The 13,981-nt window shown below is 62.4% G+C and carries 11 protein-coding genes; 3 read left to right on the top strand and 8 right to left on the bottom strand.

All coding sequences use genetic code 11. The annotated features are described in order from the left end of the window. Nucleotides 1–47: 47 nt before the first annotated feature. A complete protein-coding gene (locus tag RCF49_RS08480; RefSeq protein WP_342643589.1) occupies nt 48–1,241 on the bottom strand; it encodes an acetate/propionate family kinase in 1,194 nt (397 codons plus the stop codon). 99 nt (nt 1,242–1,340) lie between these two features. Between RCF49_RS08480 and RCF49_RS08485 the strand changes: the two genes are divergently transcribed. Next, nucleotides 1,341–2,936, top strand: coding sequence for a gamma-glutamyltransferase family protein (locus RCF49_RS08485; RefSeq protein WP_342643590.1), 1,596 nt, complete (start codon nt 1,341–1,343; stop codon nt 2,934–2,936). A gap of 101 nt (nt 2,937–3,037) precedes the next feature. Next, nucleotides 3,038–3,445, top strand: coding sequence for a rhodanese-like domain-containing protein (locus tag RCF49_RS08490; protein ID WP_342643591.1), 408 nt, complete (start codon nt 3,038–3,040; stop codon nt 3,443–3,445). Nucleotides 3,446–3,471: 26 nt separating this feature from the next. Here the strand turns inward: RCF49_RS08490 and RCF49_RS08495 are convergent, their stop codons facing one another. From RCF49_RS08495 to RCF49_RS08525, 7 genes are all read right to left on the bottom strand, one after another. After that, nucleotides 3,472–4,329, bottom strand: a complete 858-nt coding sequence (locus tag RCF49_RS08495) for a TIGR00730 family Rossman fold protein (RefSeq protein WP_342643592.1) — start codon at nt 4,327–4,329, stop codon at nt 3,472–3,474. Between the two features lie 36 nt (nt 4,330–4,365). After that, entirely contained in the window at nt 4,366–5,517 is a 1,152-nt protein-coding gene (locus tag RCF49_RS08500) for a DUF4167 domain-containing protein (RefSeq protein ID WP_342643593.1), read from the bottom strand. A 583-nt stretch (nt 5,518–6,100) separates the two neighbouring features. Further along, on the bottom strand, nt 6,101–7,006 hold the full coding sequence (prmC, locus tag RCF49_RS08505) for a peptide chain release factor N(5)-glutamine methyltransferase (protein WP_342643594.1): 906 nt from the start codon (nt 7,004–7,006) through the stop codon (nt 6,101–6,103). Beyond that, the gene (gene prfA / locus RCF49_RS08510) at nt 6,987–8,078 is read right to left on the bottom strand and encodes a peptide chain release factor 1 (protein ID WP_342643595.1); all 1,092 of its coding nucleotides are present in this window, start codon (nt 8,076–8,078) and stop codon (nt 6,987–6,989) included. The genes prmC and prfA overlap by 20 nt, the downstream gene beginning before the upstream one ends. 120 nt (nt 8,079–8,198) lie before the next feature. Then, nucleotides 8,199–9,263 carry a helix-turn-helix domain-containing protein gene (locus tag RCF49_RS08515; RefSeq protein WP_342643596.1) on the bottom strand — a complete coding sequence of 355 codons (1,065 nt, stop codon included), beginning with the start codon at nt 9,261–9,263 and terminating at the stop codon, nt 8,199–8,201. Nucleotides 9,264–9,430: 167 nt separating this feature from the next. Continuing rightward, entirely contained in the window at nt 9,431–11,695 is a 2,265-nt protein-coding gene (gene ptsP, locus RCF49_RS08520) for a phosphoenolpyruvate--protein phosphotransferase (protein ID WP_342643597.1), read from the bottom strand. A gap of 91 nt (nt 11,696–11,786) precedes the next feature. Then, nucleotides 11,787–13,037 (bottom strand): aspartate kinase, encoded by a 1,251-nt coding sequence (locus tag RCF49_RS08525; RefSeq protein WP_342643598.1) that lies wholly within the window; start codon nt 13,035–13,037, stop codon nt 11,787–11,789. A 164-nt stretch (nt 13,038–13,201) separates the two neighbouring features. On the opposite strand from RCF49_RS08525, the gene ubiG reads away from it, so the two are divergent. Continuing rightward, a complete protein-coding gene (gene ubiG / locus RCF49_RS08530) occupies nt 13,202–13,981 on the top strand; it encodes a bifunctional 2-polyprenyl-6-hydroxyphenol methylase/3-demethylubiquinol 3-O-methyltransferase UbiG (RefSeq protein ID WP_342643599.1) in 780 nt (259 codons plus the stop codon).

The following is a 13,981-nucleotide window of genomic DNA, read 5'->3' on the forward strand; positions in this document are numbered from 1 at the left end:
CTTCACTAAGAGCTGTCAACTCATCCGATGGTAGGGAACCGCGCCGGTCAGGCGCAGAGAGCCCGCATTTCTCGGGCGATCATCCACTCCTCATCCGTGGGGATGACAAACACCGAAACCGGCATCCGCCTGCTATCGATCCGCGTGGCGTTTCGCGCATTCTCTCGCGGGTCGATTTCAACCCCGAGCCAGGCGAGCGCCATGCAGGCACCGGCCCTGATCTGCGGCTGATTTTCGCCAATGCCGGCCGTGAACACCACCGCATCAAGCCCGCCAATGCTGTTGGCAAGTACTGCCGTCTGGCGGGCAATATGAAAACAGAACAGATCGATCGCCTCCCGCGCCTGACGAGCCTCCGGTCCCCTATCTCGCGATCTCTCCACGAGCACGCGCGTATCTCCGCTGAGCCCTGAAACCCCGAGCAGGCCCGACCTGTGATAAAGTAGATCCTCAATCGCATCAGCATCGAGCCCGCGCTGCTGCAGAAGATGGAGGATGACGCCTGGATCGAGCGCCCCGCAGCGGCTGCTCATGGGCAGGCCATCGAGTGTCGAAAACCCCATGGTCGTGTCAACGCTGAGGCCGCCCTTGAGGCCGCAGAGGCTCGCCCCGCTGCCGAGATGCGCGATAACCACCCGGCCCTTGGCCACATCCGGTGCAATCTCCTGAAGCCGCCCTGCGATATAGGCATAGGAGAGGCCATGAAACCCGTAGCGCTGCACGCCCTCGTCATGCAGCGCGCGCGGGATGGCAAACCGCCGCGCGATCTCGCTTTGCGTGCGATGGAAGGCTGTGTCGAAAGAGGCGATCTGCGCAAGCTCAGGCCGGATCTCCGCCACCGCCTTGATGAGGGCGACGCTTTGCGGCTGGTGCAATGGTGCGAGCGGCACCAGCGCCTCGATGTCGGCCAGCGTCTCCCTCGTAATCCGCGCTGGACCCGTGAACCGCCGCCCGCCATGCACAACCCTGTGGCCGATCGCGGCGATCTGCCCTCCGGCGGGCAGGGCTTCGCAGATCTCAAGCACCTCTCGCATGATCCCCGCGAGATCCTCACGCGACCCCTGCTTGACCGGATAAGCCTCTTGGCCCTGGGGTCCGCTCACGCTAAGCCGCGGCGGCTGTTCGGAAAAATCGATTTTGGCGCGAAACGCGGCGGGGCCCTCCGGCTGCTCCCAGGGGAAGCCCGCGAATTTTATGGTTGATGAGCCCGGATTGACGGTGAGCGCGAGAGTTGATGCCATATCCGAAGCCTTGCCGATCGCCTAAGCAGCAAAGGTTAGCAGACCACGAGCCGCAGGATTGCGCTATAGAGAACCATGCACAGGTAAGAAGGCTGGTCCATGCAGTATCTTTTTCAACCGCGTTATGCGTCGCGCCGTTCCCCCGTCTTTGCGAGGAACATGGTCGCAACGTCCCATCCCCTCGCCACCCAGGCCGGTCTGGCCATGTTGGCACGCGGCGGCAACGCCGTGGACGCGGCGCTCGCAACCGCCATTGCCCTGGTGGTGGTTGAGCCCACGGGAAACGGCCTGGGCTCGGATGCCTTCGCCATTTTGTGGGACGGCAAGGAGTTGCACGGGCTGAACGCATCCGGCCGTTCTCCGCGAGCATGGACGTCAGAGCGTTTCCAGGGCCATGACAAGATGCCATTCCGCGGTTGGGAGAGTGTGACAGTCCCGGGAGCGGTATCCGCCTGGGTCGATCTCTCGGCGCGCTTCGGCAAGCTGCCCTTCGCCGATCTCTTCAAGCCCGCGATACGCTATGCCGAAGAGGGCTTCCTCGTCACCCCCGTCATTGCTGAGCAATGGCGTCGCGCCGTTGAGGAACTGAGCGACCAGCCCGGATTTCAGGAGGCCTTCACCGTGGACGGCGGCCGCAGCCCTCGCGCCGGCGAGCGCTTCGTGAATCCACATTTGGCGGCAAGCCTGCGGGAGATCGCCGAAACCAGAGGTGAGTCCTTCTATCGCGGCCGTCTGGCAGAGCGCATTGCGGAGTTCGCCCGTGCCCACGATGCGGCCCTTGCGCTCGATGATCTCGCCGCCCACGCCAACGACTGGTGCGGCACCCTCTCCCAGAGCTTCGGCGATATCGCCCTTCACGAGATCCCGCCGAACGGCCAGGGCATCGCAGCACTGATGGCCTTAGGCATCCTCCGAGAACTGGACATCGGTGAGTGCAAGGTGGACAGCGTTGATGCCTATCACCTGCAGATAGAGGCCATGAAGCTCGCAACCGCCGATCTTCACGCCTATGTCGCCGACCACCGCTTCATGACCGCCATGGCGGCAGAACATCTGCTCGACCCAGACTATCTGAAGTCGCGCGCCGCATTGATTGATCACCGCCGCGCCCAGAATTTCGGCCCAGGCGCCCCGCGCCACGGAGGCACCGTATGCCTGGCTGCAGCCGATGCCTCAGGCATGATGGTCTCCTATATCCAGTCCAACTATGCGGGCTTCGGCTCGGGCGTGGTGGTGCCGCAAACCGGTATCAGCCTGCAGAACCGCGGCGCCGGTTTCACGCTCAAGCAGGGCCATCCCAATGAAGTCGGGCCGGCCAAGCGTCCGTTCCACACCATCATTCCGGGCTTTGTCATGCGAAGGAGCGAGCCGCTCACGGCCTTCGGCCTGATGGGCGGTCCGATGCAGGCGCAAGGTCACGTTCAGATGGTGTTGCGAATGAATGCCTGGGGCCAGGATCCGCAGACGGCATCTGATGCGACCCGTTGGCGCATTCTCCAGGAGCGTGCGGTCGCGATCGAGCCGACAGCCGGCGAAGCGCTCCTCCGCGAGCTGGCCGAACGTGGCCATGAGGTGATCGCGGAAACCCCGGATGCGAGCTTCGGCTTTGGCGGCAGCCAGATCGTTCATCGCATCGAGGGCGGCTATGTCGCCGGCTCCGATCCTAGAAAGGACGGTCAAGCCGCAGGGTTCTGATCAGCCAAGCGGGAAGACCAGGATCGCGGCATCATATCGGCCGTGATAAGCTCGCGCGGTGGCACTCGCGCGCCAGAAAACCAAAACGAGGGAGGCTCGCAATGACATCTCCACTGAAGCTCGGCTACAAGGCGCTTCTCGCCGATGCGGAGAAGGAGGTCCAGAGTGTAGAGGCTGCTGAGGCGGTGCAGCTCGCGCAGAACGGCGATGTCGTCATTGTGGACATTCGCGACCCGCGCGAGCTCGAGCGCGAAGGGCGGATCCCCGGCTCGTTCCATGCGCCGCGGGGCATGCTCGAATTCTGGGTCGATCCGGAGAGCCCCTACTTCAAGCCCGTCTTCGGCGAAGACAAGACATTCATCCTGCACTGCGCCAGCGGCTGGCGCTCGCTGCTGGCAGCCCAGCAGCTGCAGCGCATGGGATTGCCCAAAGTTGTCAATATGAAGGGCGGCTTTTCCGGATGGAAGCAGGCCGGCGGCCCGGTTGAGGCCTGGGGCAAGAAGGACTGACGTCATGCCGCGGCAAACCGGCCGGATCACACCAGATTGGGTTTGTCGTCCTGCCGTTGGTCCAATTGGCCCGAAACACCAAGACCGAGGCTGATCAGCTTGCGCCATGCCTCTTCCGCATCATCCGCGAACTCGAACAGCCGGGTGTCGTGAGGGGCAATCATGCCCTGCTCGATCAGCGCCTCAAAATTGATCACGGACGTCCAATAGGCCTTGTCAAACAGGATGGTCGGGATGGCAGGTGCTTTCCCGGTCTGAGTGAGTGTCAGGATCTCGAACAGCTCATCCAGCGTGCCAAACCCGCCTGGGAACACGACCAGTGCCTTGGCGCGCATCGCCAGATGCATCTTGCGCATGGCGAAATAGTGAAACCGGAACGTGAGATCCGGTGTGGAATAGGCATTTGGCTCCTGCTCGTGCGGCAGCGTGATATTGAACCCGATCGACGGCGCACCGGCCTCCATCGCGCCGCGATTGGCCGCTTCCATCACACCGGGGCCGCCGCCAGTAGCGATAACGTTATACCGCGCGCCTTCCTCATCACAGAGGGCACCACCCCGTTTGGATGCGATATAACCGAACTGCCGCGCCTGCTCGTACCAGTACGCTTGCGGGCCAGGTCCATTTTCCCTTACGCGCGCGCTGCCGAACACGACGATTGTCGATCGGACGCTCCAATTGCGCAGGGCTTCCTCGGCCTTGGCATATTCCAGCAGGAACCGCACGCCCCGCATGGAATCGCCGAGCAGGAAGTCCGAGTCCAATGCTGCAAGCCGGTATGATGCGGCATGAACCTGCGCCTCATTGGCACGCGCATGCGCTTCGCTCTTGGACAACGGCGTCGGGCCGGATGGCTGATCCACCGTTGAATTCTTGTCGGTCATGGAGTCGCCGCGCCTCTTGCAGGCTGCCCCGAAGGATCAGCCCGCATTCGCCTCGAGTTCGGAATCGCCACGAGCCTCGGTCTCGGCGGCATCGGATGCAGCCCGGCTGCGGGTGGTGCGGCGCCTACGCGTTGCAGGCTTTGCCTCCGCAGTTTCCTCCCCAGCCGCTGGCTCGGATGCCGGAGCGGCGGCCTTGCGCGACCGCGACTGCCGCTTAGGCTTCGCCGGCACAGCCGCTGCCTCTACAGCATCATGCCCCGGAGCAGACCCGTTCGTGGACGCCACATCCTGCGGGGATGCCGTCTCACCGACAGGTGCCTCGGCGACAACGGTGCTGATCGGCGCCTCGTCCGACAACAAGCTGATCTGCTTCGGCTCGGCCGGCTCGATCGCAGCAGCCGGGGTCGGGATCTCGATTGGCGCGGGCTCGATGGCCGGACGCTGCTCGCGGGCATGCCCGTTCAACGGCTGCTCGAAGCCAGCCGTCGCGCCATTGGCGCCTTCGCGATATTCACGCCGCGGGCGATCGCGGCCGTCACGGTCCCGCCGCCCCTCGCGCTGCCGATTGTCGAAACGCTGCTCCCGATCATCGCGGCCATTCTCCCGCCACTCGCCACGGTTCTCGCGCGGCTCGCGCTCGCCACGGGGGTCACGGTCTCCACGGGTATCACGCCATTCACCCCGCTGGCTGCGATGCTCATGGCGAGAATCACGGCTGTCCCGCTGCCTGTCCCGCTCGCCATCGCCGCGGGAGTCACGCCACTCGTTGCGCTGTCCCTCGCGCGAATGTTCCCGATGCCGGTCATCTCCCCGCGGCTCGCCGGAGCGATGCGTCTGATGGGTGTCGAAACGATCGCCGAACTCCTCTGCAGCGTCCGCGTCCTCATCCTCGTCGACCGGTGCGCGGCTTGCCATCTCGGGATTCTGCTGCTGCAGATAAGCCTGGGCGGCTGCAACGATACGAAGATAATGCTCCGCGTGCTGGAAGTAATTCTCAGCTTGAACAATGTCCCCAGAAGCCTGCGCATCCCGACCGAGCGACAAATACTTTTCCGCGATATGTGATGCGGTGCCCCGAACTCGTACATCCGGCCCGTTTGACTCAAAAACCCGACTGGCTGGATTTGGCTGTCTGCGCCCTCTATTGCGCGAACGCTTGTTGTTATTGTTGTGCTGGCCCTGTCTCATTGGCGTAAACACTCTTCTCGATCAAAGATTGATGCTGTTGACAACCCGATACTGGCGGACACCTCTACGGGATCTCGCACCCGAGAGGCACGGTCGCGCCGAAAAGGGATATCGGCGAGATGCAGTCGCTCCATTGGACGCGCATCCTGCCTAAAACCCATTTACCTGCCCGCACATCGATGTCATCCGCCCCCTTTTGGCGCCCCTAATGACGACCACGCGCGAGCTTCTCAAGCAGCGTGGTCGCTTTAAACCCGGTTCGGCCCTGCGCATTGTCCGGCAGCTTCGCTCTCTGCTTTGCCTGGCGGTCTTCCAAGCCATTCATGACGGAGCGTCAGAACGCCGATGCATCCTGATCTGCTGAAGCTCGTCACCAGAGATCAATGGCACGCGAGACCGGTGTCGATAGTGCCTTGTCGGCGTGCCGAAATTCCAGAGGCACCACTGGCACCTCTCTGGCTCTCAGGCCTCAAATACCATTTGGGTATTTCGCGGTCACTCTCAACTGCCCGGCACGTTAGACGCTCAAAGATCCCTTTCCAACCCCTTTTTTCCAAGCATATTTGACTGTCTGTTAAGTCGTTCAACCGAGTTGCATGCTTACCACACGATGACAGCCTGAAAGGTCCCTCGCAGTCTCCGGAACCGCCCCATGCTCCCGAAAGCCGGCGGCACGACAGAGCTCAACCACCTGGGTTGATTGACCAACACCAACCTCGAGGATCAGCCATCCTTCCCTTGCGAGCAACGCGCTGGCCGCGGGGATGATCCGGCGATAGGCCTCTAGGCCATCAGCGCCGCCATCAAGGGCGGCAACAGGATCAAAGCATTTGACCTCCGGTCTGAGCCCGGCGATGTCGTCTGTTTCTATATAGGGTGGATTTGACAAGATTACATCAAAGCGACCGCAAAAAGCATCGGTCCAGTTGCCGCATGTCAATGCGAGTCTCTCAGCCACCCCTAAGGCAGACGCATTTTGCCGGGCCGCCAGCAACGCGTCGTAGGAAAAATCGACCGCCACACCCCAGGCGTCTGGCAAAGCATGCAGCAAGCTGATGATGATTGCGCCACTCCCCGTGCCCAGATCGCAAAGCCGCAGAGATCGACCTGCGACACCGTGCCGCCAACCCATGATGTCCACCACCTGCAGGCAGCGCTCAACCACTGTCTCGGTATCGGGCCTTGGATCCAATGTCGCCGGTGAAAGCGCGAATCTATGTCCGTAGAACTCCCGATACCCCAGAATGCGCGAGACGGGTTCACCGCCACGACGCTGGGCGATCATCGCGCAATAACGGCGCACCTGATCCGGTGATAGAGCACGCGCCGGCTCCGCAATCAGGGCCGTATGTTCGACACCGGCTGCCGCAAGCAGCAAGAGGCGCGCATCGAGTTCCGGCGTTTCTATATCAGCCTCTCGTAAGCGATCACGCCCCCATTTGAGCAGATCGCCCAGTCGCCCGGCCGCATCATCGTGCGGCTGCGTCATTGGCCTCGACTTCAGCAAGCAGGCCCGCCTGATATTCGGTTGTAAGCGCCTGCACGAGCTCGCCCAGAGCTTCGCCCCGGATCACCTGATCCAGCTTATAGAGCGTCAGATTGATCCGGTGATCAGTCACCCGCCCTTGCGGGAAATTGTAGGTGCGAATGCGCTCCGATCGATCGCCACTGCCGACCTGGCCCTTGCGAGCGGCCGAGCGCTCGGCATCGCGCTTCTCGCGCTCCATCTCATAAAGGCGGGCGCGGAGAACTTTCAAGGCCTTCGCCTTGTTCTTATGTTGCGATTTCTCATCCTGCTGCGTCACCACCAATCCGGTCGGCAGATGCGTGATCCGCACCGCGCTGTCGGTGGTATTGACCGACTGGCCCCCAGGCCCGCTCGAGCGATAGACGTCGATGCGCAGATCCTTCTCATCGATATCGATATCCACCTCTTCTGCCTCGGGCAGCACTGCGACGGTTGCTGCGGATGTGTGGATCCGGCCCTGGCTTTCCGTTTCTGGAATGCGCTGCACCCGATGCACGCCAGATTCGAACTTCAGCTCCGCGAACACCCCACGCCCTGAGATCGTGGCGATGATTTCCTTATACCCTCCAAGCTCCGCTTCGCTCGCTGACAGGATCTCGACGGTCCATCCCTTCAGGGCTGCATAGCGCTGATACATGCGGAAGAGATCACCGGCAAAGAGAGCCGCCTCATCGCCGCCGGTGCCGGCACGCACCTCGAGAATGACATTCTTCTCGTCAGCCGCATCCTTTGGCAGCAGCAGCAGCGTGACCTGCCTTCGCAGCCCCTCTAGTCTGGCCTCGAGATCTGCAAGCTCGTCTTCGGCCATGCCCTTGAGCTCGCGATCCGTGTCATCTGCCTCGATCAGGCGCTTGAGATCCTGCGCCTCCTTTTCAGCGGCAAGTAGGGTCTTAGCGGCCTCCGCAACGGGCTCGATCTCGGCATATTCTTTGGAAAGCTTGACGAATTGGCTCGGCTCAGGCCCCGCCGAAAGTTCCGCTTCGATCGTCCGGAAGCGGTCGAGCATCCTATCGAGCTTGTCGCGGTTCAACATGTTCCAAACCACAGAGGTCGCGTCCGTTGAGTCGGGCCGCGAACCCAATCAAAAAACCCCGCGCCGCGGATGCGGCTGCGAGGCTTTATATAGGTCTTTCCGTAAGACGGAAGAGTGGCGTCAGCTTTTCGCGCTTCTCTCGAGGCTCTGGAGATCGAGTGGCCTGCCCACCAGGATTTCGCCGGGGGCACCGAGGGTCCCGACTTTTCTGCCATCCACGCTATAGGTCAGCGCACCGCCATCGCGGGCAATCACCACCAGATCATTCCGGTTCGGAACCCGATAGGCATCACCTGCCATCATGGTCTTGGTGAGAATGACGTTGCCCTGTCGGTCCTCGATACGCACCCAGACCGGCGCATTCGCCTCGAGCACCAGGCGGGAACCGCCATTCTCGGTCCCGAACACCCGGCTCTGCTGATCGGATGTCGGCCTTGGGCTGGCCGCCGCCTCGCTCGGCACCGTGCCGGAGACATTCTGCTGGATGAACTCGGTCAGACCATCGAGACCGCCAGCCCCGCCCTGCACCGGCGCATTGGCAACCTCGGTATCCTCCTGCGTCAGCGTATCACCGCCCGCCGCAGCCTTGCCCAGGGCCTGGCTCGCCGCAGGAATGCTGGCGGTGGTCATGGGATCGGCCTGCATGGTCGCGCTGTCATCCACCCGCACGACGGGGATGCCGCCGCTATCTCCTCCTCCGCGCAGCCCCGGAACGACCACCCAGGCCGTCGCGGCAAGCACGCTCGTTGTGACGAACACCGCGGCGAGTACCGCCATCGTGCCAGAACCCAAAGGAAGGCGCGGAAATGGTATGATCTTCGCCGAAGGCTTGGCGCCTTTGAGTGCCCGCTCCGCCGGACTCCCGACTCGGCTGCTCTGGATGACTGACGCATAATGCTGCGCCAGGGGAGCAGGCTCGAAGCCCAGGAATGAGGCATAGGTCGTCACATAGCGCAGCCCGTCCTCAGGATCGGGCAAGGCGTCGAGATCACCGTCCTCTATGGCCGCCAGATAGCGCCTGTTGATGCGGGTGGCGAGCGCAGCATCCTCGAGGGAGCAATTGTAGCGTTCACGCTCGCGGCGCAGAAACCAGCCGACCTCTGCCGCTGGATTGTCCTTCCGCGGCCTCGGCGCGTGAGACCTCTGCCGACCCGCGGCCGGATGGGATGTGTTGATCGAGTCCATGGATCTCGGTCTCGCTTGTACAGCAACTGAAACACCGGAGCGCAAGGGCCGAAGCCCTTAGAATCAGCGCCCAGACAATGGATGAAAGATGACCGAAAAAGGTAAGTAATTAATAAACATTGAGCGATTTGCGGACCAGAATCCGCATTAAGGAAAATTAACCAAGACTAGATGGGCACCCCATTATCTCTGGCAAATGCCATGATGTGCGGCCGCAAGCTATGCTCGGGCAGATCGAGCAGCGGCAGGAGATAATCGGCTAGCTTGCCCGCATCGAGCTTCAGGATCATCGCCTTGATCGGGCCAATGGCTGTCGGCGCCATCGAGATCGAGCGGAGGCCAAGCCCGATCAGCGCCATGGCCTCGAGCGGACGACCGGCCATTTCACCGCAGAGATTGACTGGCACACCATGGGCGTCGCCGGCCCGCACGATGTCGCGAATGATGCTGAGCGGTGCCGGGCTCAAGGGATCGTACCGGCCAGCCAGCCGCGGATGCCCGCGATCGCAGGCAAACAGGAACTGGACGAGATCGTTCGAGCCGATCGAAACGAAATCCGCAACCTCCATCAGCCGGTCGAGCTGCCAGACCAGCGCCGGCACCTCGATCATGCTGCCCACTCTGATCCGTTTCGGCAGCAGATGGCCGCGCTGCTCCAGATAGTCCCGCTGCTCGTCCAGGATTTCGCGCGCCCGGCGGAATTCGTCCACCTCCGCGACCATCGGGAACATCACCGACAGCTCGCGGCCGCCAGCCGCCTTGAGCAGCGCCCGAAGCTGCAGCTTCATGAGCGCCGGACGGTCCAGGGCCATGCGAATGGCACGCCAGCCAAGCGCTGGGTTCTCTTCTTTTGCCTGCGCGAGATAAGGGAGCACCTTGTCCGCGCCGATATCGAGAGACCGGAACACGACCGGCTTGCCCTGTGCCGCGTCCAGGATCGAGCGATAATGCGCGACCTGCTGATCCATGCGCGGAAAGGCCGACGAGATCATGAACTGCAGCTCGGTGCGGAACAGGCCGATGCCATCCGCGCCGGAATCGGTAAGATGCGGCAGATCCACCAGCAGGCCCGCATTGATCTGCAGGGCGATCCGCTCCCCATCCACCGTGACCGCCGGCACGTCCCGCAAAGCCCGGTACTGCTCCTGGCGCTTGGCATAGAAGCGCACCTTTTCCGCGTAGGCATGCTCGATATCGGGCGATGGCCGGATATGCACCTCGCCGCCCGAGCCATCGACGATGATCGCGTCCCCCGTGTCCACGATGTCGAGAACACCACTCGCCTGGCCCACCAGCGGAATGCCTAAGGCCCGGGCCACCACGGCCACATGGCTCGTGCTGCCTCCCTCCTCCAGCACCACGCCCCGCAGCTTCTGCCGATCGTAATCGAGCAACTCCGCCGGTCCCATATTCCGTGCGACCAGAATGGCATCCTTGGGCAGATCGCTCGAGGAGGCCGCCGTGTTGGACTGGCCGGTGAGAATGCGCAGGAGGCGGTTTGCCAGATCCTCCAGGTCATGCAGCCTTTCCCGCAGAAAGGGATCCTTCTGCCGGAGCATGCGCGCTCTGTTGTCGCTATGCACGCGCTCGACCGCCGCCTCGGCCGTTAGGCCCGTGCGCACCGCCTCGCGCATCCGTTGCAACCACCCGCGGTCATGGGCGAACATCTGGTAGGTCTCGAGCACCTCGCGATGTTCGCCGCGCGGGATCTCGAGCCCCTGGACCGCCGCCTCGATCCAGTCCTGCAGGGCGTGAATGGAACGGTCGAGCCGCTCCATCTCAGCCTGGATATCCTCGGCGATGAGATTGGTCACGACCACCCGTGGCTCGTGCAGCACCACATGGCCCAAGGCGATGCCATCGGCGAGCGAATCGCCCACCACCCTGTGCGAGCGAACATGGGCGACATCGGCCTCCACATCCGCGGTGATCTCGTCGAACTCGCCGGATGCGATAATCTCGGCCAGCACCATTGCCGTGATCTGCAGGGCCTCTTCCTCGTCCTCCGTATAGAGGCGCGAGGCGCGGTTCTGCACGACCAGCACACCCAATGTCAGGCCCGCACGCAGCAGGGGCACACCGAGGAAGGACTTGTAGATCTCCTCCCCGGTCTCAGGCAGATATTTGAAGGCCGGATGGGCGTAAGCATCCTGCACGTTCAGCGGGCGGGCTTCAGCGGCGATGGTGCCGACGAGGCCCTCGCCGACGCGCAGTTTGCTCTTGTGGACAGCCGTGGGATTGAGACCTTCGGTCGCGTAAAGCTCCAGAACCCCGCCTGGACGCATCACGTATATCGAACAGACCTCCGCGATCATGTTCGAGGCAATCAGCGCTGCGATCTTGTTGAGCCGGTTCTGCGTATTCTCCGGCTCTGCCATGACCTCGCGCAGCCGCTTGAGCAGAATGCGCGGGCCGGCTGCGGCAACTGGCATTAGGCTCAAAATCCTCCGCTACCCTGTTCGGCCGGCCTGCCCGATACTGTCAAACGCTGGTGCAAGCCGATCATCAAGCCTCTACGGTCATTCAGTGCCCATCAAGATTATAGGTGGTATGCAGCGTTCGCACGGCCAATTCTGTATAGGCGGCATCAATCAGAACACTGATTTTGATTTCGGACGTGGTGATCGCCTGGATGTTGATGCTCTTTTCGGCCAGAGCCTTGAACATCTGCGCGGCCACGCCCGCATGGCTTCGCATGCCAACCCCGATCACGGAAACCTTGGTGATGTCCTGGGCCGCCTTCACGGTCTCATAGGCGATCTGGCCCTTATTGGCCTCCAGCACCTTGAGCGCTCGGTCGAGGTCCTTCTGCGGAACAGTGAAGGTGATGTCGGTATATCCTTCGGCGGAGACATTCTGGACGATCATGTCCACGCTGATTCCCATCTCGGCCAGCGGGCCGAAGATGCTGGCCGACACGCCCGGGCGGTCCGGCACGCGCACCACCGTGACTTTCCCTTCGTCCTTGGAATAGGCGATGCCGGTGACGACCTGCTGTTCCACGATATCTTCCTCATCGCAAACGATCGTGCCGGGTCCGTTCCCGTCGACCGTGTTCTGATTGGGCGAATCAGGTTCCTCGAAGCTCGAGCGCACCTGCAGCGGCACTCGGTGAACCATGGCGAGTTCTACCGATCTCGTTTGCAGCACCTTGGCGCCGAGCGAGGCCATTTCGAGCATCTCCTCATAGGAGATCCTAGCAATCTTCCGGGCCTTGGCAACGATCCGCGGATCAGTCGTATAGACCCCGTCCACATCCGTATAGATATCGCACCGCGCATTGAGCGCTGCCGCAAGAGCGACGGCGCTGGTATCGGACCCGCCGCGGCCCAGCGTGGTGATCCGCCCATCGCGGCTGATGCCTTGGAATCCCGCGACCACCGCCACCTGCCCCTGGGCGAAGCGCTCGATGATGCCATCAGCCGCAATCCCCATGATGCGAGCGGCCCCATGCATGGAGTCTGTCTCGATCGGCACCTGCCAGCCGAGCCACGAGCGTGCCGGAATCCCCATTTCCTGGAGCACGATGGCCGTAAGACCCGCGGTGACCTGCTCGCCGGAGGCAACGACCACGTCATATTCGCGCGAATCGTGCATGGCGGCTGCCTCGCGCGTCCAGCCGACAAGGCGGTCGGTCGTACCGGCCATGGCCGACACCACGACGGCCACCTCATGGCCTGCCTTCACTTCACGTTCCACATGGCGCGCCACATTGCGGATGCGTGCGATATCCGCAACCGACGTGCCGCCGAATTTCATGACCAGACGGCCCATGCTCGGCCTTCACCACGACGTTTCCGTCACGGGCCCCCGAAAAGAGGTTTGGTTGACTTTTATCCGCCGGTGAGCATCAGCACCTCCGGACGGCGGCCGTAGTCATACTCACGGCCCTTTTGATATGCAATTAATACGTGACGGCAAATTGGCGGGTATTGTTTATGTCAGAGATCAGGAGCACCCGGGAACGCTCGACCATTGATGCTGGTGAGGTTGCGAAATTCTCCGCACTCGCCGAGCAGTGGTGGGACCCCAAGGGCAAGTTTGCCGTTCTACACAAGTTCAACCCGGTGCGGCTGAGCTATATCAAAGCCCAGGCTTGTGCGCGCTTCGAACGAGACCCGCGCGCTCTGAAGCCGTTCACCGACCTTAGAATTCTCGATATTGGCTGCGGTGGCGGTCTGCTGACGGAGCCCATGGCGCGGCTTGGCGCGGAGGTGGTGGGCGTTGATCCCGGGGAGCGAAATATCAGAACGGCCCAGGTTCATGCTGAAGCCCAGGGCCTCTTTATCGACTACCGCACCGGCACCGCCGAGTCGCTGGCCGATCAAGGCGAGCGCTTCGACATCATCCTCAACATGGAAGTGATCGAGCATGTTGCCGATCCCGACCGCTACGTCGCCCGCTGCGCGGAGATGCTGAAGCCGGGCGGCATCATGGTGCTCGCCACCATCAATCGCACCTTCCGGTCCTTCGCACTGGCGATCATCGGTGCTGAATATGTCCTCGGCTGGTTGCCCCGCGGCACCCACCACTGGGAGAAGTTCATCGCACCCGACGAATTGGAGCGGATGTGTCGAAATGCCGGTCTTGGCCTTTGCGATCTCGTGGGTGTCGTCTTCAATCCACTCGATGGCACCTGGCGCCGCTCCGAGGACAGCTCGGTCAATTACATGATGCTGGTGGATAAGCCTAGCCAGCCCGAAGCACTCTCGGGCTGA

Source organism: Rhodoligotrophos sp. CJ14 (genome assembly GCF_038811545.1).
Classification (GTDB): domain Bacteria; phylum Pseudomonadota; class Alphaproteobacteria; order Rhizobiales; family Im1; genus Rhodoligotrophos; species Rhodoligotrophos ferricapiens.

Coding starts and splice junctions, on each gene's coding strand:
- RCF49_RS08490 (WP_342643591.1), top strand. CDS start 3,038: ATGACATCTCCACTGAAGCTCGGCTACAAGGCGCTTCTCGCCGATGCG.
- RCF49_RS08515 (WP_342643596.1), bottom strand. CDS start 9,263: ATGGACTCGATCAACACATCCCATCCGGCCGCGGGTCGGCAGAGGTCT.
- ubiG (WP_342643599.1), top strand. CDS start 13,202: ATGTCAGAGATCAGGAGCACCCGGGAACGCTCGACCATTGATGCTGGT.
- RCF49_RS08485 (WP_342643590.1), top strand. CDS start 1,341: ATGCAGTATCTTTTTCAACCGCGTTATGCGTCGCGCCGTTCCCCCGTC.
- prfA (WP_342643595.1), bottom strand. CDS start 8,078: ATGTTGAACCGCGACAAGCTCGATAGGATGCTCGACCGCTTCCGGACG.
- ptsP (WP_342643597.1), bottom strand. CDS start 11,695: ATGCCAGTTGCCGCAGCCGGCCCGCGCATTCTGCTCAAGCGGCTGCGC.
- RCF49_RS08480 (WP_342643589.1), bottom strand. CDS start 1,241: ATGGCATCAACTCTCGCGCTCACCGTCAATCCGGGCTCATCAACCATA.
- prmC (WP_342643594.1), bottom strand. CDS start 7,006: ATGACGCAGCCGCACGATGATGCGGCCGGGCGACTGGGCGATCTGCTC.
- RCF49_RS08525 (WP_342643598.1), bottom strand. CDS start 13,037: ATGGGCCGTCTGGTCATGAAATTCGGCGGCACGTCGGTTGCGGATATC.
- RCF49_RS08495 (WP_342643592.1), bottom strand. CDS start 4,329: ATGACCGACAAGAATTCAACGGTGGATCAGCCATCCGGCCCGACGCCG.
- RCF49_RS08500 (WP_342643593.1), bottom strand. CDS start 5,517: ATGAGACAGGGCCAGCACAACAATAACAACAAGCGTTCGCGCAATAGA.